The organism is Streptomyces sp. NPDC040622 (genome assembly GCF_055593965.1).
Genome location: NZ_JBVIXD010000005.1, coordinates 346,995 through 368,260 on the forward strand (window position 1 = coordinate 346,995; position 21,266 = coordinate 368,260).

General features: G+C 73.4%; 16 protein-coding genes and 1 pseudogene. 6 read left to right on the plus strand and 11 right to left on the minus strand.

The genetic code is table 11. The features are described 5' to 3' along the window. Window positions 1–34 precede the first annotated feature (34 nt). The gene (locus ACZ592_RS16330) at window positions 35–898 is read left to right on the plus strand and encodes a phosphotransferase enzyme family protein (protein ID WP_471582205.1); all 864 of its coding nucleotides are present in this window, start codon (window positions 35–37) and stop codon (window positions 896–898) included. Between the two features lie 49 nt (window positions 899–947). On the opposite strand, the gene ACZ592_RS16335 is transcribed toward ACZ592_RS16330, so the two are convergent. The 4 genes from ACZ592_RS16335 to ACZ592_RS16350 form a co-directional block, all read right to left on the minus strand. Then, the gene (locus tag ACZ592_RS16335) at window positions 948–1,658 is read right to left on the minus strand and encodes an exonuclease domain-containing protein (protein ID WP_471582206.1); all 711 of its coding nucleotides are present in this window, start codon (window positions 1,656–1,658) and stop codon (window positions 948–950) included. 112 nt (window positions 1,659–1,770) lie between these two features. Beyond that, entirely contained in the window at window positions 1,771–3,012 is a 1,242-nt protein-coding gene (locus ACZ592_RS16340) for an SAV2148 family HEPN domain-containing protein (protein ID WP_471582207.1), read from the minus strand. A 103-nt stretch (window positions 3,013–3,115) separates the two neighbouring features. Further along, window positions 3,116–4,426: a copper amine oxidase gene (locus tag ACZ592_RS16345; RefSeq protein ID WP_471582208.1), complete on the minus strand. Its 1,311-nt coding sequence runs from the start codon at window positions 4,424–4,426 to the stop codon at window positions 3,116–3,118. A 62-nt stretch (window positions 4,427–4,488) separates the two neighbouring features. Beyond that, complete coding sequence (locus ACZ592_RS16350) at window positions 4,489–5,247, minus strand: Tat pathway signal sequence domain protein (protein ID WP_471582465.1); 759 nt, start codon at window positions 5,245–5,247, stop codon at window positions 4,489–4,491. 191 nt (window positions 5,248–5,438) lie between these two features. Between ACZ592_RS16350 and glgX the strand changes: the two genes are divergently transcribed. After that, window positions 5,439–7,547, plus strand: coding sequence for a glycogen debranching protein GlgX (gene glgX, locus ACZ592_RS16355; protein WP_471582209.1), 2,109 nt, complete (start codon window positions 5,439–5,441; stop codon window positions 7,545–7,547). Here the strand turns inward: glgX and ACZ592_RS16360 are convergent. Beyond that, window positions 7,522–8,814, minus strand: a complete 1,293-nt coding sequence (locus tag ACZ592_RS16360; RefSeq protein ID WP_471582210.1) for an MFS transporter — start codon at window positions 8,812–8,814, stop codon at window positions 7,522–7,524. The two genes, glgX and ACZ592_RS16360, sit on opposite strands and share 26 nt — an antisense overlap. Before the next feature lie 90 nt (window positions 8,815–8,904). Here ACZ592_RS16360 and treY point away from each other — a divergent pair, with 90 nt between their 5' ends. Continuing rightward, window positions 8,905–11,409, plus strand: a complete 2,505-nt coding sequence (gene treY / locus ACZ592_RS16365; RefSeq protein WP_471582466.1) for a malto-oligosyltrehalose synthase — start codon at window positions 8,905–8,907, stop codon at window positions 11,407–11,409. Here treY and ACZ592_RS16370 read toward each other — a convergent pair. Further along, window positions 11,345–12,646: a cytochrome P450 gene (locus tag ACZ592_RS16370; protein ID WP_471582211.1), complete on the minus strand. Its 1,302-nt coding sequence runs from the start codon at window positions 12,644–12,646 to the stop codon at window positions 11,345–11,347. The two genes, treY and ACZ592_RS16370, sit on opposite strands and share 65 nt — an antisense overlap. Before the next feature lie 210 nt (window positions 12,647–12,856). On the opposite strand from ACZ592_RS16370, the gene ACZ592_RS16375 reads away from it, so the two are divergent. Next, window positions 12,857–14,110: a M14 family zinc carboxypeptidase gene (locus ACZ592_RS16375; protein WP_471582212.1), complete on the plus strand. Its 1,254-nt coding sequence runs from the start codon at window positions 12,857–12,859 to the stop codon at window positions 14,108–14,110. A gap of 35 nt (window positions 14,111–14,145) precedes the next feature. Here ACZ592_RS16375 and ACZ592_RS16380 read toward each other — a convergent pair whose 3' ends face one another. Beyond that, entirely contained in the window at window positions 14,146–14,697 is a 552-nt protein-coding gene (locus ACZ592_RS16380) for an FHA domain-containing protein (protein WP_471582213.1), read from the minus strand. 143 nt (window positions 14,698–14,840) lie between these two features. Here ACZ592_RS16380 and treZ point away from each other — a divergent pair, with 143 nt between their 5' ends. Then, the gene (gene treZ, locus ACZ592_RS16385) at window positions 14,841–16,586 is read left to right on the plus strand and encodes a malto-oligosyltrehalose trehalohydrolase (RefSeq protein ID WP_471582214.1); all 1,746 of its coding nucleotides are present in this window, start codon (window positions 14,841–14,843) and stop codon (window positions 16,584–16,586) included. Window positions 16,587–16,707: 121 nt separating this feature from the next. On the opposite strand, the gene ACZ592_RS16390 is transcribed toward treZ, so the two are convergent. From ACZ592_RS16390 to ACZ592_RS16400, 3 genes are all read right to left on the minus strand, one after another. Continuing rightward, window positions 16,708–17,832 (minus strand): aminopeptidase P family protein, encoded by a 1,125-nt coding sequence (locus tag ACZ592_RS16390; RefSeq protein ID WP_471582215.1) that lies wholly within the window; start codon window positions 17,830–17,832, stop codon window positions 16,708–16,710. Window positions 17,833–17,955: 123 nt separating this feature from the next. After that, complete coding sequence (locus ACZ592_RS16395) at window positions 17,956–18,654, minus strand: PDZ domain-containing protein (RefSeq protein WP_471582216.1); 699 nt, start codon at window positions 18,652–18,654, stop codon at window positions 17,956–17,958. A gap of 49 nt (window positions 18,655–18,703) precedes the next feature. After that, complete coding sequence (locus ACZ592_RS16400) at window positions 18,704–18,841, minus strand: hypothetical protein (protein WP_471582480.1); 138 nt, start codon at window positions 18,839–18,841, stop codon at window positions 18,704–18,706. Here ACZ592_RS16400 and ACZ592_RS16405 point away from each other — a divergent pair. Further along, a pseudogene (locus ACZ592_RS16405) lies at window positions 18,809–19,261 on the plus strand (CTP synthase); the annotation flags it as partial. The gene ACZ592_RS16400 and the pseudogene ACZ592_RS16405 overlap by 33 nt on opposite strands. On the opposite strand, the gene phsA reads toward ACZ592_RS16405, so the two are convergent. After that, window positions 19,258–21,153 carry an O-aminophenol oxidase PhsA gene (gene phsA / locus ACZ592_RS16410; protein ID WP_471582217.1) on the minus strand — a complete coding sequence of 632 codons (1,896 nt, stop codon included), beginning with the start codon at window positions 21,151–21,153 and terminating at the stop codon, window positions 19,258–19,260. The pseudogene ACZ592_RS16405 and the gene phsA overlap by 4 nt on opposite strands. Between the last annotated feature and the right edge of the window lie 113 nt (window positions 21,154–21,266).

Sequence of the window (21,266 nt, forward strand, 5' to 3'; positions counted from 1 at the left end):
GGGCGAACGGGGCAACGGGTGCGGGAGGCACGGGATGGACGAGGCACGGGCGCGGGACGTACTGGACGCGGCGGAGCTGACGGTTCCGGCGAGCGGGGCGCGGCTCATCGCGCTCGGCGAGAACGCGGTGTTCGCCGTCGGCGACTTCGTCGTCAAGGTCGGCCGCGACGCCCCCGAACTCCTCGCAAGGGCGCGTCGCGAGCTGGCCGTCGCCGCGTGGCTGGAGCAGGCGGGCGTGCCCGCCGTGCGCGCCGCCGAGCCCGGGGCCCGTCTGGTGGACGGGCATCCGGTGACGCTCTGGCACCGGCTTCCCGAGGCCGTGCGCCCGGCCGAGCCGAGCGACCTCGCCGCGCTGATCCGTCGTGTGCACGCGCTGGACTCCCCCTCCTTCGAGCTGCCGCGCCGGGAACTGCTCGGTGGCGTCGAGCGGTGGCTGCGGCTCGCGGGTGACGCCGTCGACCCGGCCGACGCGGACTATCTGCGCGCGCGCAGGGACGGATTCGCCGCGGCCGCCGCGGCACTGACACCCCGTCTCGCGCCGGGGCCCATCCACGGGGACGCGCTGCCCCGCAATGTCCTGGTCGGCCCGGACGGGCCCGTCCTCGTGGACCTGGAGACCTTCTCCTTCGACCTGCGCGAGCACGACCTGGTCGTCATGGCGCTCTCCCGCGACCGCTACGGGCTCTCCGCCGAGGCCTACGACGGGTTCGTGTCGACGTACGGGTGGGACGTGCGGGAGTGGGAGGGGTGCGCGGTGCTGCGGGGCGCCCGGGAGACCGCGAGCTGTGCGTGGGTCGCGCAGCACGCGCCGTCCAGTCCGAAGGCACTGGCCGAGTTCCGCCGGCGCGTGGCGTCCCTGCGGGACGGCGACCCCGAGGTCCGCTGGTACCCCTTCTGACGGCAGGACCCGCGACGCCCGACCCGGTCGGCGCGGCCGGTCGGCGCGGCTAGTCGGCCAGGCGCAACGGCCACTCGCCGTCCACCACCGCGTCCGCGTTCCCCTTCTTGCGCAGGAAGGTCTGGAAGTCCGCCGCCCAGGCCGCGTACCACTCGATCTGGCGGCGGTGGAGCTCCGCCGGGCCGAGGGAGGCGACCTTCGGGTGGCGGTCGGCTATCGCGCAGGCCAGGCGGGCCGCAGCCTGGGCGTCGGCGGCCGCGTCGTGGGCGGACTCCAGGGTGACGCCGTACTCCGTGCAGACCGCCTCGAGATTCCGCTTGCCGCGGCGGTAGCGGTCCACCGAGCGGTCGATCGTGTACGGGTCGATCACCGGGCCCGGATCCATGCCGTCGAGGCGCTCGCGCAGCGACGGCAGGCCGTACCTGCGCAGCTCCGCGGAGAGCAGGCTCAGGTCGAAGACCGCGTTGTAGGCGACGACCGGGACGCCGGACTGCCAGTAGGAGGCGAGGACGTCCGCGAGGGCGTCGGCCACCTCGGCGGCGGGCCTGCCCTCGGCCCTGGCCCGCTCGTCCGTGATGCCGTGCACGGCCACCGCGTCGGCCGGGATCGGGACTCCCGGGTCCGCGAGCCACGTACGACGGCCCAGCGTCTCGCCGGCCTTGACCTCGATCACCGCCCCGGTGACGATGCGGGCCTCGCTCGGCTCCGTCCCCGTCGTCTCCAGGTCGAAACCGATCAGCAGCTCCCGGTGCCAGCCCATGGCCGCCCCCTTCTTCGTGGTGCTTTCCCCCAGTGACCACCACGATCCCATGCGCCACTGACAATCCGAGTGCCGCATTCCGCTTCGCCGTGCCGCAGCGCGCACCGGGACGTCACGACACGGGTCGCGAGTCCGCCCACGCCAGCTCGAATTCTTCGCGATACGTGGCGAAAAGCCCGCCCTCGCCCGGATCGCCCGACTTGACCACCCGGCTGCCGCCCCGCAGCACCAGCACCGGCGCCTCCATCCCCCGCGTCCTGCGCAGGTACGACTGGACGACGGCGACGCCGTCCGCGCCGTCCCCGTCGACCAGGTACGCGGTGAAGCGCGGGGTCTCGTCGAATACCTGGATCTCGAAGGCACCCGGGTCGCGCAGCCGGCTCCGCACCCGGCGCATGTGCAGGATGTTCATCTCGACGGAACGGCTCAACTCCCCCTTCTTCAGACCCAGTTCGCGCTCTCTGCGCTTGACGGAGCTGCTCGCCGGGTTGAGGAAGAGCAGGCGCACCCGGCAGCCGGACTCGGCGAGCCGCACCAGGCGGCGCCCGGAGAAGTTCTGCACGAGGAGGTTGAGACCTATGCCGATGGCGTCGAGGCGGCGCGCGCCGCCGAACATGTCCTCGGCCGGGAACTGCCGCAGGAGCCTGACCCGGTCCGGGTGCACGCCCACCACGTCCGCGTACCGGTCGCCGACCAGGTCCTCCACGGCGTCCACGGGCAGGCGCCGCTCGGAGGGCGTGTCGGTGCCGGTGCCGAGTATGTCCAGGAGCCGGGCCGAGGCCCGCTCGGCCTGGGCGAGGACCGCCTCGGACAGGGCGCGGTTGCGGGAGACGACGTTCCGGGTGACTTCCAGTTCGTCCAGGGCCAGCTCGACGTCGCGCCGGTCGTCGAAGTACGGCTCGAAGCAGGGCCAGTGCTGCACCATCAGCTCGCGCAGCTGCGGCAGCGTGAGGAAGCTGAGGACGTTGTCGTCGGCCGGGTCGAGCAGATAGCCCTTGCGGCGGCTCACCTCGCGCACGGCGACGGCCCGCTGGACCCACTCCTGCCCGGCCGGGCCCGCCGCGGCGACGACCCAGTCCTCCGCGTGGACGGGTTCGTAGACGGGGCGCAGAACAGCGGCCACGACCGCGCGCAGCCGCTGTTCCACCAGATTCAGCCAGATGTAGGCGCGTCCGGCCCGCTGGGCGCGCGTACGGACCTCGCGCCAGGCGTCGGCGTCCCAGTCCAGTTCGGGTCCGATCTGAGATCCCATCTCCATCGGCCTCGCCAAGGACACCGCTCCGGAGGGTACGTCCGCGGAGCTCCCCTCGTGACCCTCGTCACCAGGGGGCAGCTCCCGCCCGCCCGAGCTCACCCGCGCACCGCCTTCCGCTCCCCGCGACACTCCCCCGGTCAACGATCAAGGAAGGGTACTCCGGGAGCGGCGGGCGGTGCAGCCCGATGGGCAGGGTGGTTTCTCAACCGCCCAGCGGGGGCTGGCCGTTCTGGTTGGCGAGGTCCTGCGGAGTGAGCGGGCTCATAGCGGTGACATCGCGTGCGGCCAGCGAGAAGCCCTGCCAGTGGACCGGCATCGGCTGCTGGTCCTCGTCACGCGCGATGTGGTGGAAGCCGATGTGCACCCAGGTGACCGGGTGGTCGAGGGTCTGGCCGTTCACCCACTTGTCGACGCTCTTCGGCGAGCCGCTCGGGCAGCCCGGGTTGTTGCTCGCGTACTGCTCGCACGCCTTGTACTGGGTGAAGTACACGTCGTGCTTGGTGAAGGGGCGCCCCGCGTGCTTGCTGCTGGGCCCGGGCACGATCTCGTACGACCTGGGGTGGCCGTCCTTGTTCTTGCCCGCGTTGCTGACCACGCGCCACCAGCGCATGTCCTTGCTGTCGCCCGCGAGCTCCTTGGTGACCTTGGTGCGGGTGGTCTTGGTGGTGGGGCTGCCGTCGCCGGTGGGCGGGGTCACCTTGGAGTCGTACTGCTCGACCTTGGCCTTCGGGGAGCCGTCCAGGCCGAAGTTGAGGCGCCAGAAGACGTTGTGCGCGTGGCTCTCCGCCTTGGCCTGGTCGCCCTTGCCGATGGGCCAGCCGCGGCTGTCGCCGCCGTCGTAGTCGAACGGCGAGAGGCTGCCGGTCGCGCCGACGTTGGACGTGATGGTGCCGTCCGAGGAGAACCGCCACTCGGTGATGTACTCGTACCAGGAGGCCTTGTTCACGGTGTAGACGAGCAGGTCCTTGCCCTGGCCGGTGTAGACCTTGCCGTTGCCGCCGGTGGACGCGTCGTCGTTGAGGCGGTAGGCGTGGCCACGCGCGCGCGTGGTGGTGCACAGGCCCTTCACGTTGCCCCGGTGGGGCACCTTGACGGTCTTGATCGTGCCGCCGGGACACTCACCGGTGTTGAGGTTCTGCAGGGCCTGGCCGAAGTCGGTTCCCGTGACGTCGTCGTACTCGGCCTGGCCGTCGTCGTAGGGCACGTGGACCTGGGCGAGCCGGGCGCTGGTGAGGACGGGGATGGGCTTGGGCTCACCCTTGGGCTGGTAGCTGATCTTGTCGAGGATCAGACCCGAGAGCGTGTTGTAGTGCCAGCACATGCGCCAGGTCGTACCGCCGTCGACGGTCTGCTCGATCTTGTAGGCGTCGCTGCAGTCGGCCGCGGTGGCCGCGGGCGCCTGAGGGGTGGCCGATGCGGGAGAGGCGACGGTGACGGCGCCGCCGAGGAGCGCGGTGACCGCGAGGGCCATGGTGGCCCGTTTGCGGGCGCGCGAAACTCTGTTGACGTGCATTGCTGAGTGAACTCCCTCGGACGAGGAGAAGTTGATGGGTGGTGTCGTGCGCGGGAGGGCGGTCAGCCGAGCCGGCCCACGGTGCGGGTGCTCAGGTCGACGACGAGGGCCCGGGTGTCGATCCACGGACCGTTCTTGACCTTGGTGACGACCTGCAGGCACCGGTGCTTGCCGCACTCGGCGAGCTTGGACGGCACCTGCTCGACGGTCTCCTTGCGGAAGACCATGCCGCTCAGCTGCAGCTGCTGCGGGCCGGTCAGCGCCTTGCCCGTGGCGTGCTTGAAGTCCTGCTTCAGGCCCTTGCCGAGCGGGTCGGCGATCAGCAGCCTGGCGCCCTCGGTGAGCTCCTCCTGGCTGGGCGGCGGCTGCACGTTCTGCGTGGTGGCCGTGCTCGCCACCTTGCCGCTCCGCAGGTCGACCGTCTTGGTGATGACGGCGTCCTTCTTGTAGTCGTAGTAGACGACTTCGGCCCGGCGCGGGGCCGCGGCTCCGTTGTCGGCCGGCTCGGGCTCACTCAGGTTCGTGGACAGCAGCTGCGGGCCGCGGTCCCCCTCGACGTCCCGGGCGCTGGAGCGCATCTGGCCGGATACCGACGCCTTCTCGGCCCGCTCGATCTCGTCGTCGGTCAGCGGGTCGCTGCCGATGCCCTTCTCACCCTCCTGGGGCGCCGCCTCGACGACACCGTCCTTCGCGATGGCGTCCTGCTTCGCCGCTGCCGCGTTGGCCTGGCGGTCCCCCGATCCGCCTGCCTCCGATCCCGGCAGATTGACGCCCACCAGCACGGCGGTCGCGGCGGCCGCGACCGCGGCACCCGCCACCACTTTCCCCAAGTGGCGTCTGACTATCTCTCGCACTACTCCCCCTACTCCCCTGGCGCCCCATTCATGGGCATGCCGAGTATGTGGTCAGACGGTTAGACGGGTTCAACTCCTGGGTGGTTGCCCCACTTTCAGGGGAGACTCTGGCCAAAGTGGCCCCAACCAGAGGGGGCGTTAGTGGAAGAGTCGTATATATGCAGGTCTGGCCTGGTCAGGCGTATCCCTTGGGTGCCACCTACGACGGAGCCGGTACGAACTTCGCGGTCTTCTCCGAGGCCGCAGAGCGGGTGGAGCTGTGTCTGCTGCACGACGACGGCTCGGAGACGGCGATCGAGCTGCGCGAGTCCGACGCGTTCGTGCGGCACGCGTACCTGCCCGGCATCATGCCGGGACAGCGCTACGGCTTCCGCGTCCACGGCCCCTACGAGCCGGAGCAGGGGCACCGCTGCAATTCCGCGAAGCTGCTGCTCGATCCCTACGCGCGCGCGGTGAGCGGGCACGTCGACTGGGGCGAGGAGGTGTACGGCTACCACTTCGACGAGCCCGACGCGCGCAACGACATGGACTCGGCGCCGCGGATGATGACCTCGGTGGTGGTCAATCCGTACTTCGACTGGGGCGACGACCGGCCGCCGCGCACCCCGTACCACGAGACGGTGCTCTACGAGGCCCACGTGAAGGGCCTGACCATGCTCCACCCGGACCTGCCCGACGAGCTGCGCGGCTCGTACGCGGCGCTCGGTCACCCCGCGATCGTCGAGCACCTGTCCGAGCTGGGCGTCACCGCCCTCGAGCTGATGCCGGTCCACCAGTTCGTGAACGACCACCGCCTGGTGGACATGGGCCTGAACAACTACTGGGGCTACAACACCATCGGCTTCTTCGCCCCGCACAACGCGTACGCCTCCTGGGGCGACCGGGGCGAGCAGGTCCTGGAGTTCAAGCAGGCCGTGAAGGCGCTGCACGAGGCGAACATCGAGGTGATCCTCGACGTCGTCTACAACCACACGGCCGAGGGCAACCACCTGGGCCCGACGCTCTCCTACAAGGGCCTCGACAACGCCTCGTACTACCGCCTCATGGACGATTCCCGCTACTACATGGACACCACGGGGACCGGCAACTCGCTCCTGATGCGCTCACCGCACGTCCTTCAGATGATCATGGATTCGCTGCGGCACTGGGTCACGGACATGCACGTGGACGGGTTCCGCTTCGACCTCGCGGCGACGCTCGCGCGCCAGTTCCACGAGGTGGACCGCCTCTCGTCCTTCTTCGACCTCGTGCAGCAGGACCCGGTGGTCAGCCAGGTGAAGCTGATCGCCGAGCCCTGGGACGTCGGCGAGGGCGGCTACCAGGTGGGCAACTTCCCGCCGCTGTGGACCGAGTGGAACGGCATGTACCGGGACACCGTGCGCGACCTGTGGCGGGGCGAGCAGCGCACGCTCGCGGAGTTCGCCTCGCGGCTCACCGGCTCGTCCGACCTCTACCAGGACGACGGGCGGCGCCCGCTCGCGTCGATCAACTTCACGACCTGCCACGACGGTTTCACGCTGCACGACCTCGTCTCGTACAACGAGAAGCGCAACGAGGCCAACGGCGAGGGCAACCAGGACGGCGAGAGCCACAACCGCTCCTGGAACTGCGGCGCCGAGGGCGAGACGGACGACCCGGACGTACTGGCCCTGCGCGCCCGGCAGATGCGGAACTTCACCGCCACCCTGATGCTCTCCCAGGGCGTGCCGATGCTCAGCCACGGGGATGAGTTCGCGCGCACCCAGCGCGGCAACAACAACGCCTACTGCCAGGACAACGAACTGGCGTGGGTGCACTGGCCGGACGGTGAGAACTCGCTGCTCGCCTTCACGCGCACGATGGCGATGCTGCGGCGCGACCACCCGGTCTTCCGCAGGCGCCGCTTCTTCCACGGCAGGCCGGTCCAGGGCACGCACGACGAGCTGTCGGACATCGCCTGGTTCACCCCGGAGGGCGAGGAGATGGAACAGCGCGACTGGGGCGCGGCCCAGGCCCGGGCACTGAGCGTGTTCCTGAACGGCAACGCCATCTCGGAGCCGAGTCCGCGCGGCGAGCGGATCTCCGACGACTCGTTCCTGCTGATGTTCAACGCGTCGCCCGAGCCGCTGGAGTTCGTGGTGCCGGTCAACCACGGCCGGCAGTGGCAGGTCGTGATCGACACGGCGCTCGACGACGGCGTTCCGCCGGCGCCGGGGCCGAAGGTGCGGGCCGGCGACAGGATCACGCTGGCCGACCGGAGCCTCACGGTGCTGCAGCGTCCGGCGTGACAGGGGTGCGGGCCGGCGGCTGGGCGGGGGCCTCGACGAGCGGGCGCTCGGACGGGTCGGCGCGGGGCGGGTCGTGGCGGGCGATCAGGGCGATCACGAACGCCACCGCCGCGGCCCCGCTGCCGAGGGCGAACGCCGCCCCCGCGCCGTGCGCCTCCGCGAGCCGCCCGGCCACCGCGAGCGTCACCGCCTGCCCGCCGACGAAGGCGCTCGCGGCGAAGGTCATGCCCTCGGCGAGCCGCTGCTGCGGCACGGCCCGCTCGGTCAGCGCGAAGCCGGTGATGAGGTTCGGGGCGTAGATCGCGCCGAAGAAGGTGACCACTACGTAGAGGCCCAGCAGGCTGTCGGTCCACACCAGGGGCAGCGACAGGAGCGCCGCGGCGGCCGTCGCCGCGCGCCAGCGCGCGAGCAGCCCGAAGCGCTCGGGCAGCGCGGCCATGGAGAGCCCCACCACGGCGCTCATGACGCCCATCGCCGCGTACACGAGCCCGGCCTGCCCCGGCTGCCCCAACTCCTCGGTCAGCGCCGTGATGCCCGCCCCGCAGGCCCCGAGCAGCACACCGAGGAAGAGGAGGCCGGCCCGGACGACGTACACCGAGCGCGGCAGCCGCGGACGCGCGCCCCGCGCGCGCGTGCTCCCCTCGGCGGCCGCCTTGGGGGTGCGGCCCGTGGGATGCAGCGCGAAGGCCGAGCCGCAGACGGCGACCAGGAGCGCGGCCGTCCCGAAGGCGTACGCGGCGTTGCCCGCCACGGACGCGAGGCCCACCAGGGCGGGGCCGAGCACGAAGGACAGCTCGTCCATGGTGCTCTCCAGGGACAGCACGGTGCTCGCGAGCCGGTCGTCGCCGCCCTTGGCGCGCACCAGCGGCACGACGCGGGCCCTGGCCAACGGGCCGATCCCCGGAATGGTGGCGCCCGCGAGGGCACCGAGCACGAGGAGGGCGGGCGTGGGCAGGTCCGCGACCGCGCCCAGGGTGTACGCGGCGATCGCCACCGCGTTGACGAGCGAGAAGACGAGGACCACCGCGCGCTGGCCGTGCCGGTCCGCGAGACGCCCGACGAACGGGCCGAGCGTCACCTGGCCGAGCGCGAGCGCGCAGGCGACGATGCCGCCGGTGGCCAGCGATCCGCTGGTCTCGGTCACCAGGAGCACACTGCCGAACTGGATCATGGCCACGGGGAGTCTGCCGAAGAACGAGACGACGGGGAGCAGCGCCCCCGTCATCCTGATCACCGTGCGGTACGCGTCCCGTGTGTTCTCAGCCATCGTCCGACGCTAACGACGTCGTAGTGCGGACACGCATGGGTCGATGGCACGAAAGCCGCCCAGGCGGGTACGTACGTTCGCATGACGCGCATGACGCCGGAGCGCCAAGGGCCCGCGGTCCCGCCGCCCCCCACCGCCACCTACCGGCTCCAGCTGCAGCCGGACTTCCCCTTCGCGGCCGCCGAGGCGGCCGTCCCCCACCTGGCCTCGCTCGGCGTCTCGCACCTGCACCTGTCGCCGGTGCTCGAGGCGGTCCCCGGGTCGGCGCACGGCTACGACGTGGTGGACCACGCGCGCGTGCGCGACGAGCTGGGCGGTGAGGAGGGGCTGCGCGCCCTGTCCCGCGTCGCCCGCGCGGCCGGGCTCGGCCTGATCGTCGACATCGTGCCGAACCACATGGCGGCGGTGCCGCGGCACAACCACGCACTGTGGGAGGTGCTGCGCGAGGGCCCCGGATCGCCGTACGCGCGCTGGTTCGACATCGACTGGGCGGCGGGCGACGGGCGCGTTCTGCTGCCCTTCCTCGGGGGCAGGCTCGGGGACGAGCTCGGGCGGCTGCGGGTCGACGGGGACGTCCTGCGCTACCACGAGCACGCCTTCCCCCTCCGGGACGGCACCGGGGAACTGCCGCTGCCGGAGCTCCTGGACGCCCAGTGGTACCGCCTGGCGTGGTGGCGGCTTGCCCGCACGGAGCTCAACTACCGGCGGTTCTTCACCATCTCGGACCTCATCGCGGTGCGCGTCGAGGACCCCGAGGTCTTCGCCGCGACGCACGGGAAGATCCTGCAGCTGCTGCGCGAGGACGTCGTCGAGGGCCTGCGGATCGACCACCCCGACGGCCTCGCGGACCCGGGCGCCTACCTCCGCAGGCTGCACGGGGCGACCGGCGGGCGGTGGACGGTCGTCGAGAAGATCCTCGCCGACGGCGAACGCCTGCCCGCCGCCTGGCCGGTGGCCGGCACCACCGGCTACGACGCGCTGCGCCACATCGACGGCGTCCTCACCGACCCGGCGGGCGCCGGCGAACTCCTCGGCCAGTACCGGCGGTTCGCCGCGCCGCCCGCAGACCGGGGCGGCGACTGGGACGCGACGGTGCGCCGCGCCGCGTACAAGGTCGTCACGCGCGAACTGGCCACCGAGGTCGACCGCCTCACGCGCGTCGCGTCCGCGATCTGCGCGAGCGAGCCCGCCCTGCGCGACCACGCGCCGTGGACACTGCGCACCGCCCTGCGGGAGCTGCTCGTGCGGATGCGCGTCTACCGGCCCTACGCCACCGGGGGCGACGCCCCCGAGACGGTCCTCACCGACCGTGCGGCCCAGGAGGCCAGGGCGGCCTTCGGCGTGCCGCAGGAGGCCGAGGCGGTCGACGTCGTACGGGACTTGGCGCTGGGCCGTCCCAGGGCCGCACAGGCCCCCTCCGCGGCCGTCGAGGAGTTCCGTGCGCGGTTCGCGCAGACCGCGTCCGCGCTGCGGGCCAAGGCCGTCGAGGACACGGCGTTCTACCGGCACGCGCCGCTCCTGTCGGCGGCGGAGGTGGGCGGCGCCCCCGAGCGGCCCGCGGTGCCCATGGAGGAGTTCCACGCGTACTGCGCGCGCGTGCAGCGCGACTGGCCCTGCTCGGGCACCGTCCTGACGACCCACGACACCAAGCGCAGCGCGGACGTGCGGGCGGGGATCTCCACGCTGACGCAGTGCCCCGGCCGCTGGGCCGACCTCCTCGTCGAACTCACCGAGCAGACCACGCGCGTGGGCGGGACGTGCGCGCCGGACCCGCAACTGGCGTGGGCCGCCTGGCAGACGTCGGTCGGCTTCGGCTTCCCCTACGACACACGGCTGCAGAACGCGCTCCTGAAGCACGTGCGCGAGGCGGGCCTGCACACCAGCTGGACCGAGCCCAACGAGGCGTACGAGAAGGCCGTGGCCGCCTTCGTGGAGGCGGGGCCGTGCGGGCCGCCGCTGTACGCGGTGGCGTCCTTCGCGCGGGAGCTGGGCGACCATGTGCGGGCCAACGTGCTGGGGGCGGCGCTCCTGCATCTGACGATGCCCGGGGTGCCCGACCTCTACCAGGGCACGGAGGGCGAGTACCGGGCCTTGGTCGACCCGGACAACCGGCGGCCCGCGCGCTTCCAGCCGCACGTCCTGGAGCGGCTCGACTCGCAGCGGGAGCGCTGGGACCTGTCGGAGGAGAAGCTGGCGCTCACCGCGGCGGCCCTGCGGCTGCGCAGGCGGCGGCCCGGGCTCTTCGGGGACGCGGCGACGTACGAGCCGCTGGCCGCCGAGGGGCCCGGCGCCGCGCACTGTGTGGCGTTCGCGCGCTCCGGGGAGGTCGTGGCCGCGGTGACACGGCTGTCCCTGCGGCTCGCCGACGCGGGCGGCTGGCGGGAGACCGAGCTGGCGCTGCCGGCAGGACGGTGGGCCGATCTGCTCGCTCCGGAGCGGGAGTTCGAGGGGTACGCGCGCGTGGCGGAGCTTTTCGGCACCTCACCGGTGGCGCTCCTGGAGCGGGTCACCGCCTCCGAAGGCGTACGGCTCACGCGGGACGGGCGAGGAGCGTCCGAGGACCACGCGTCAAAAGGCCCTGGGGAGCCGGTCTGAAGCCCGGTGCCCCGCGCAGCCCCGGCAGGGCGTCGAGCAGCGCGCGCAGGCCGTACTCGGCGGTGCGGCCCGCGAGCTCGGCGCCGAGGCAGGAGTGGCGGCCCGCGCCGAACGCGAGGTGGCCGGGGCCCGCGCGCAGGACGTCGTAACGGTCCGGGTCGGCGAACCGTGCGGGGTCGCGCCCCGCGGCACCGACCAGACACGCCACGACCGCCCCCGCGGGCAGCGGGGTGCCCGCCACGACGACGGGACGCACCGCGCGGCGCAGCACGACGGGAGCGGGCGGATCGCGGCGCAGGGACTCCGCCCAGGCGCCGGGTATCAGCTCGGGCCGCTCGCGGACCAGGGCCAACTGGTGCGGGTGGTCGAGGAGGTTGGCGAGGAGCGAGGCGAGCGCGAGCGCGGTCGCCTCGCCCCCGCCGCCGAGCAGCGAGCCCACGAGTCCGGTGACGGCCTCGTCGGACAGGGGCCGTCCCTCGGCCTCGGCGGTGCACAGCACGGAGAGCAGGTCGTCGCCGGGGCGGGCCCGGCGCCGCGCCAGGAGGGGGCCGAGCCGGGCGGCGAGCTCGTGGTGGTGGCCGCCGAGGTGGGTGAGGCCGCCGCGGCACCACCGCTGTACGTAGGCGGTGTCCTCATAGGGAAGGCCCAGGGCGGCCACGATCGCGGCGGTGGGCAGCCACTGGCAGAACTCGGCGACGAGGTCGGCCTCCCGGCGGGCGGCGATGCGGTGGGCGAGGACGTAGGCGGTGCGCGAGGCCCCGGCGGCCAGCGCCGCGACGGCTCGGCCGCGCAGCTCCGGCTCGACCAGGGCGCGGTGCGCGCGGTGCGTGGCGCCCTCCATGTGGGCGAGGGTCCGCCCCGGCGGCAGCGCGACCAGCCACGGCCGCGCGAGGGCGTGCCGCACGTCCCCGTAGCGGCTCACCAGCCACGCCCCGAGGATCTCGTCCCGCACCAGGGGGAAGCTTTCACGCAGCACGCGGAAGACGGGGTAGGGGTCCCTCGCGACACCGGGCGCGAAGAGGCTGGGTGGCAGCGGACCTCCCCCCGCCCGGGCTGCGTCCCCGCCTCCCCCGTCGCCCTCCGCGGGCGTGCGCACGGCGGCGTGCACGGCCCCGCAGGGGGCGCCCGGTGTGGGCGAGAGGCGCTCCGCGGCGCGGTGCGAGACGGCCGCGACGGCGGCCGACCACGTCTGTGTGGCCGAGGTCGGACCGTCCGGCGGGACGGGGAGGCAGCGCACCGCGGGGCTCCCACCTGTGCTTCGGCGCGACGAACGGCCGCGCGGGTGTGTTCAAGACGACCACCGCGCGGGCCGCGCCGCAGGCCGCGTACGGCCGTACGGGTGACGCCGCCCCGGTGCCGGGCCACCGTGCGTGTTCTTGACACCTCTCCCCGCGCGTGGCGTACTGCGATTGCCTCGGTGGCGGACCGGACGGGGGGCCGACTGACGGTGCAGCACTATCCCAGTGTTCCTGAACTCGTCGTCGTCGCACGCCAGTTGGCAGCCCACCGGCCCGAGCTCGGCACCCTGCGCGAGGTGGGCTCCTCACGCGCCGGACGGCCGTTGCACCTGCTCTCCGTGGGGCGCTCCCCGCACGCGGTGCTCGTCGTCGCCGGCGCGCACGCCAACGAGCCGACCGGCGGGTCGACGCTCCTGGACCTCGCCGAGCGGGCCCTGCGGGACCGGCGCCTGCGCGGCGACGTCTCCTGGCACTTCCTGCTCTGCGCGGACCCGGACGGCGCGAGCCTGCACCGCACGCCCGCGCCCCGCACGCTCCTGGACTACCACCGGAACTTCTTCCGCCCCGCGGGACCCGAGCAGCCCGAGTGGTCGCCCTCCGTGCTGCCGCCGGACCGGCTGCCGCCCGAGACACGCGCCCTGACCGCCGTCATCGACGAACTGCGGCCCTTCTTGCAGGTCTCCCTGCACGGCACGGACCTGGGCGGCAGCTGGGTGCAGCTGACCAAGGACATCCCCGGCCTCGCGGGGCCGTTCGCGAAGTCCGCCGCGGAGCTGCACATCCCGGTGGAGACGGGGGCGTCGGACGCGGCGGGCTGGCCGGTCTCCGGGCCGGGCGTCCACGTGCTGCCCGGTCCCGGCGTCGACGCGGCGTACCCGAGCCTGCCCGAGGACGCCCGGCTCACCACCTGGCACCACGTCCACCGCTACGGCGGGCTGACCGCGATCGTCGAGGTGCCGATGTGGGCGAGCGACCTGGTCGACGATCCCGCGACGCATCCGGCGCCGGTGCGGGCGATGCGGGCCCTGGCGCGGCGGCTGCGGCACGACGCGCGGCTCGTCGAGGAGGTCCTCTGCGAGGCGCTGCCCCGGCTGCCCGGCGCCGAGGGGCCGATGCTGCGGGCGGCGCGCTGGGCGCTGGCGCTGGTGCCGGGCCTCGCCGACGACTGGCGGCGCCAGCCGCCCGCGGCCACTTCCATGGCGTACATCGGCAGCGTCGACGCCTTCGGCAGGCGGCTGCCGCTGCGGGCCGCCGCGATGCTGCTGCGGGTCCTCGACGAGGCGGGCGACCGGGCGGCGCCGCGCCTGGACCGGCTGGTGACGCAGTGGAGCGAGGCGTTCGCCGAACGGTTCAAGGCCCGTTGGGTGCCGTTGGAGCATCAGGTGAAGCACCAGTCGCGCACGACGGTCGCGGCCGCGCGGCACGCGCGCGCGCAGTGCGGGATCGACCGCACGCGCGGGTGACCGCGTTCCGCCGGAGCGAGGGGCCCGGGGCGGGCTCAGTTCATGGCGAGGCGGAAGGCCATCCGGCCGAAGCTGACCAGGTCGCCGTCCTTGACGAGTGCGGCGCCGGTGACCCTGCGGCCGTTCACGGAGGTGCCGTTGGTCGAACCGAGGTCGCGCAGCACCCACATGCCGCCCTGGCGCCGCAGCTCGGCGTGGACGCGGGAGACCGTGTCGTGGCTGAGCCGCAGGCCGTTGGCGGGGTCGCGGCCGATCCGGAGCGGGCAGACACTGTCCGGCGACGGCAGCAGCAGCTTCGGCAGCCGCTCGGCCTGCCAGGCCCTGCGCAGCTTCATCGTGAAGCCGGAGACCGCGCCGACGCCGTCGAGCACCATGCGCGACCAGCGGCTCTCGGTCCGCAGATCCGCGGTGAGGGCGGCCAGTTCGTCGGGCCTGCCCGCGGCGAGCACGAGCTCCATGCGGCGCACGAACGTGTCGTGCGAGAGCCGGCCCTGGGCCGCTCCCTCCTTGAGTGCGTCCAGCGCCCGGTCGCGCTCGGCGTCCGTCACCCGCGCGGGGTACGTGGAGAACTCGAAGGAGGATGTCACCAGGAGATTGTCGGGCACCTTCGCCCCGGGTGTCCAGAACGGGGCCTTCGGCAGCCGATCGTTCGCTTCCTCCCACGGAGCAGCGGCTTCTGACGCACCATGGGACGCACGGTGTGACGGACAGCGGACGAGGGGAACCGTCGGTGAGGTTCGAAGTGTGGGCGCCGGAGGCCGGGCGGGTCGAGCTGGAGTGCGCGGGCGCCACGCGCGCGTTGGAGCGCGACGGGGACCGCGCGGGGTGGTGGACGGCCGAGGCGGCGGCCGAGGACGGCACGCGGTACGGCTTCTCGGTGGACGGCGGCCCCGTCCTGCCCGACCCGCGCTCGCGACGCCAGCCGGACGGCCCCGACGGGGTCAGCGCCGTCGTCGACCACGAGCGGTACGCGTGGCGCGCTCCCTGGGCGGGGCGCGCGGTGCGGGACGCCGTCCTGTACGAGCTGCACGTGGGCACGTACACCCGCGAGGGCACCCTGGACGCGGCGGCGGAGCGGCTCGGGCACCTCGCGGAGCTGGGCGTCACGCACGTGGAGTTGATGCCGCTGTGCCCCTTCCCGGGGCGGCACGGCTGGGGGTACGAGGGTGTCTCGCTGTGGGCGGTACACGAGCCGTACGGCGGGCCCGAGGCGCTGAAACGATTTGTCGACGCGGCGCACGCGCACGGTCTCGGCGTCGTCCTGGACGTCGTCCACAACCACCTGGGCCCGTCCGGCAACTACCTGCCGGCCTTCGGCCCCTACTTCACGCAGACCCACCAGACGCCCTGGGGCGCCGCGGTCAACCTGGACGCGCCCGGCTCGGACGAGGTGCGCGCGTACCTCGTCGGCAGCGCCCTGGCCTGGCTGCGCGACTACCGTCTCGACGGTCTGCGGCTCGACGCGGTGCACGCCCTGCGGGACACGCGCGCGTGCCACTTCCTGGAGGAACTCTCCGCCGCCGTCGACTCCCTGGCCGCCGAGCTCGGCAGGCCGCTGTCCCTCATCGCCGAGTCGGACCTCGGGGACCCGCGTCTCGTCACCCCGCGCGCGAACGGCGGCCTCGGCCTGCACGCGCAGTGGAACGACGACTTCCACCATGCGCTGCACACCGCGCTCACCGGTGAGGCGCAGGGCTACTACGAGGACTTCGCGCGCGCCCCGCTCGCCGCGCTGGGCAAGACGCTGACGCGGGGGTTCTTCCACGACGGCACCTATTCGTCGTTCCGCGGCCGGGCCCACGGCCGCCCCGTGGACCGCGCGCGGACACCCGCGTACCGCTTCCTGGGCTACGCGCAGACCCACGACCAGGTCGGCAACCGCGCGCAGGGCGACCGGCTCTCGGCATCCCTCTCCCCCGGCCTGCTCGCCTGCGCGGCCGTGCTCACCCTGACCGGGCCCTTCACACCGATGCTGTTCATGGGCGAGGAGTGGGGGGCCACGACGCCCTGGCAGTTCTTCACCGACCACCAGGACCCCGAACTCGCGGACGCCGTACGCCGGGGCAGGCGGCGGGAGTTCGCCGCGCACGGGTGGGCCGAGGAGGACATCCCCGACCCGCAGGACCACGGGACCCGCGAGCGGTCCTGCCTCGACTGGTCCGAGCCCGCGCGGGGCCACCACGCGCGGCTGCTCGCCTGGCACCGCGAGCTGATCGCCCTGCGGCGCGCCCGCGGCGACCTGACCGACCCGGACCTGGCGGCGGTGCGGGTCGCGCACGACGAGGGGGCGCGCTGGTTCGCGTTCCGGCGCGGGGACCTGCGGATCGCCGTGAACTTCGGCAAGGAGGCCGTCTCCGTGCCCCTGGACGGGCGCCACGCGCGCGTGCTCGCCGCGTGGGGACCGGTGGCCGCGCCCGGCGAGGACGGGACGGTGCGGCTGCCCGCCGAGTCGTGCGTGATCCTGGCCACCGCCTAGGCCTTCACGAGGGTGTCCAAGGGGGACAGAGGGGGACAGGGTTTCCTCGGTCGGCGACCGAGGAGACGCGGCAGGTCGTGGACGCCGTCCTGGAAAGGTGGACGCCGTCATGGAAAGAGGGTCAGTCGACGATGGCCATCTCGCGGGCGGTGGCGTTGAGCCGGCGCCCGCCCTCGTCGGTGACCGTCACGATGTCCTCGATGCGTACGCCGAAACGGCCCGGCAGATAGATGCCGGGCTCCACGGAGAAGCACATGCCCGGCACCAGCGGCTGCTCCTCGCCCTCGATCATGTAGGGCGGTTCGTGGGTGGTGACGCCGATGCCGTGGCCGGTGCGGTGGATGAAGTACTCGCCGTAGCCGAACTCGGTGATCACGTCGCGGGCCGCCCGGTCCACGTCCTGGCAGGCCGCTCCGGGCCGCACCGCCGCGCAGCCCGCCGCCTGTGCCTCGCGCACCACGTCGTGGACGCGCCGCTCCTCGGCGGTCGGCTCGCCGACGTGGACCGTGCGGGAGGTGTCCGAGCCGTAGCCGTGCAGCAGACCGCCGAAGTCGAGGACGACCATGTCGCCCCGCTCGATCACGCGGTCACCCGCCTCGTGGTGGGGATTGGCGCCGTTGGGCCCCGAGCCGACGACGGTGAAATCCACCTGCGAGTGCCCGAACCGGCGCAGCAGGTCCGCGAGGTCGGCGGCGACGTCGGTCTCCTTGCGGCCCGCGAAGGGCACCTTCTGGATCTCCTCGTACGCCGCGTCGGCCGCCGCGCCCGCCGCCGCGAGACGCTCCAGCTCGGCGGCGTCCTTGACCGCGCGGAGCATCGGCAGGGCCTCGGTGAGGGAGACGTAGGAGGTGCCGGGCAGCGCCTTCTGGAAGCCGAGGAGGTGCATCGCCCAGGCGTTGTCGCTCACTCCGAAGCGGCCGGACACGTCCAGGAGCGGTGCGGTGACCGCGTAGGGGTCCTTGCCGTCGGTCCAGTCCCGCAGGGTGAGCGCGGGCGCGCCGACGGCCCGCGCGGCGTCCGGGGCCTCCAGGGTGGGCACGACGAGGACGGGGTCCTGCCCGGCGGCCAGCACGAGGACGGTCAGGCGCTCGGTGTCCGCCGTCGGCCGGTAGCCGGTGAGCCACACGAGGTCGGGGCCCGGGGCGACCAGGACGCCCGCAAGGCCCGCGTCCGCGGCGGTGGCGGCGGCACGCTCCATGCGGGCCTTGTAGTCGTCGGCGGTGAAGGGCGCGGGCGTGCTGCTCATGAGGACCTCCTGTTGGCTACGCCAGCATCCTGCCCGCAGCGGTGCGCTCCCGCGAACCCGGGGCACGCCCCGACGCCCGCCGGCGTGCGCCCTCACGTCGTCACGTCATGTCACGTCGTTGCGTCACGTCACGACTCCCGGCCGCACCGAAAGGACCTGGCGCCCGCCGCTCTCGTGCCGCACCGTCAGGGTGACCTCCTCGCCGGGGCGCGCGGCGCCGACCGCCGAGACGAGGCCGGCCGCCGAGCCGATGCGCTTGTTGCCGAACAGGAGCAGGGTGTCGCCCCGGACGAGGCCCGCGGTGTGCCCGGGTCCGGGGATGTGCACGCCGACCAGCAGCGCGCCCGCGCCCCGGGGCGCGTCGACGGCCTCGACGCCGAGGGTCGCGGTGCGGGCCGGGGCGGCTTGCCGGCGCGGGCCCTGCGCCGGGTGCGCGGACTGTTTCGGCGCGGCGGCCGGACCCCGGGCCGCGGTGCCGGCACCGGGCGCGGCGGCACCGGGCCCGGGCGGCCCGCTCCGTGGCGCCGACTTCTGCATCTCGGCGAGCTTGCTCATGCCGATGACGGTGGCGCTCACGGTGCCGAGGCCTATGCCCGAGAGCACCAGGACCGCCGCGAACAGCAGCCCGCACAGCAGCGTCGTCAGGCGCCGGCCGCGGCGCTTGGCGGCGTGCGGGCGGTGGGTCTTGCCCGGCGGCCTCCCCTGGCGGCGCCCGAAACGCCTCCCGAAACGCCTCCCGAAGCGTTTTCCGGGGGCCGGGCCCGGGGTCCGGCCGGGGTGTCCGCCCGGCATCGGCTTGGGACGCAACGTGGTCTGGTCCATGGCTCGCCTCCGGCCACAGCTCTACCCGGCCGGAGCCCGCGGCGACGCCTCACGAACGGGTGACGTCCAGCTGTGCGGTCAGCGCCGCCGCGGACCCGCGCGGGACGCCCGCGTGCAAGAGCTCCGTGCGGTGGACGACGCGGGGTGCCGTCAGCCCTTCCTCGGCCCGTGCGGCGGCTTCCAGCACACGCTTGGAGTACGCCCGCACCGTGTGCGGCCTGACCGGCGTCGCCCACGCCGAGAACGACCCCGACGCCGACGACCTGCTCGTCGCGCCGCTCGCCTACACGTTGGTGCACGCTGGTCGGCCACGAAGGCGCGGTGACCACCCCCGGCTCGCTCGCCGAGTCGGTGATCGGCGCCCCCAGCTCGATCAGGCGCTACTGCTCGTACGGACCGAGCGCCCACCTCGACACACCGCGGGCCCGCGGCCTGCGCTTCACGGGCGAGGACGAGGGGGCCGGGTCCGGGTCGCCGAACTCCCCGGCCACCCCTTCTTCCTGGCCCTCCTCTTCCAGCCCGAGCCTGCCGGCGACGGCTCGCGGCCACGCCCGGTCGTGCGGCACTGGCGCGAGCCGCCGTACGGCACGCGGGAGTCGCCGCCTAGGCCGCGGTGTGGCCCCCGTGACCGCCGTGCCCGGCGCCGTGGTCGAACTTCAGGGCCTCCTTCGGCATGACCACGAAGGGCCGCATCATGCCCATGTCCTCGTGCTCCAAGAGGTGGCAGTGGTACATGAAGCGGCCGTACGCCCCGTCGAACTTGCCCATGACGCGCACCATCTGGCCGCCGGGGACCCGGAAGACGTCCTTCCAGCCGCGCTCGTTGGGAGCCGTCGGGACCGGGCGCAGCGGGTCGGGCGCGACCGGCGCGCGGGTGCCGCCGATGGTGGTGTCGAAGCCCGAGACGTCGTACGTGTCCCGGCCGAGGATCTGGAAGTCCGCCAGGTGTATGTGCATCGGGTGGAGGACCGGCGGGTTCACCGCGAGGTTCAGGAAGCTCCACTGCTCGTGGGTGCCCTCGGCGACGGTGATACCGAGGCCGTCGTTGAAGGTGCGGGCGATCCTGCGGTACGTCTTGACCTTGCCGTCGTCGCCGCGCACCTGGATGACCCCCTCGGTCGGGACCTGGATGTCGCCCGGCTCCTCGACCTCGGCCATCTCCCAGATCTCCGGGTGCCCGCCGCCGCCCTTGGTGGCGGGCGGGGTCAGCACGATCAGCCGGTGGCCGTGCTCGATGTCGTGCGTGAGGGGACGGAACGAGCCCGAGAGGACCTCCGGAAGTTCGAACGTGTCCGCATCCGCGCACTCCGCCACCCGGAACTCCATGACCTGCGGATAGCGCACGTCGTTGGTCACGTCGGGCACGCCGGGCGCCTGGGCGCGGCCCTTGTTGACCAGGCGCAGCCGCTGCCCGGCGAGCTCCCTGAAGTCGATGAGCAGGTCCATGCGCTCGGCCGGGGCGACGGTGAGCGTCTGCAGTGCCCCCTCGAAGTCGACCGGCACGGGGCGCGGCAGGAGCCCGCCGTCGCTGCCGATCTGGTGGAGGACGCCCCGCACGGGGTGGTTGTCCTCGTCGACGAGAACCAGGTCGTAGACGCGCGCGTTCGACGCGTTGACCAGGCGGAAGCGGTACCAGGCCGCGTCCACGTCGGCGTAGGGCCAGATGCGGCCGTTGACCGTGGTGTACGGGCCCGTGAAGGGCAGGGAGACCGGCTTGCCCGTCTCCGCGTTCTTCGGGTCGACGATGGTGGTCTTGTGCAGCAGGCGACCGTTCAGCCGGTCGTCGCCCTCGTCCGTGTCGAGGTTCCTGTCGGCGAGGATCAGCGGGATCTCCCGCTCCCCGCACGGGAGTTGCAAGGCGTCCTCCTCGTCGTCCCGGACCAGGTAGGTGCCGTAGAGCCCCGCCATCACGTTCCACCGGGTGATGTTCATGGCGTGGTCGTGGTACCACCACTGGACCGCCTGGTGGTCGTTCGGGTACTCGGAGAGCTGGGCGTCGCCGTGGCCCACCGCGTTGTCCGCCCAGCCGTCGTTGCCGCCGCCGGTCTGCGCGCCGTGCAGGTGCGTCACCGACCAGGCGGGCAGCGCCGCCACGTCCTTGTTCGGCTCGACGCCCGCGCGCCCGGGCTCGGTGCTGGGCGGCGGGTCCGTCCGCGGGTCGCCGCGCGGGACCTCGACGGCGGTGACGGGATACTCCCCGTCGGGGATGCGGTTGGTCCAGGCGATCCGGATCCGCTGCCCGCGCCGCACCTCGATGGTGGGTCCTGGCACCGAGCCCTCGTACCCCCACATCAGGGTCGGCGGCAGCTGTGGGTGCAGGCGCACCCAGGTCGGGCGCAGCGCGATCTCCGTCTCCTCACGCACGTCCGCGGAGTCGGGCCGCAGGACGGGCGGGACGGTCAACGGCGCCGCGTACGGCGTCAGTTCGCCGTCGGTGGGCGCCTTCTCCGCCGCTTCGTCCACCCCTGTTTCCGTGATGCGCTCAATGATGTCGGTCATGGTCGAACACCCCCGTGTTCATCCCCCGTGGCGCGGCCGCCGCTCGACGGCCGCCTTCACTCCAGAAGACTCCTGGCGCTCCAGGGAAGTTCCACGAATCCTCCATTCCGGAA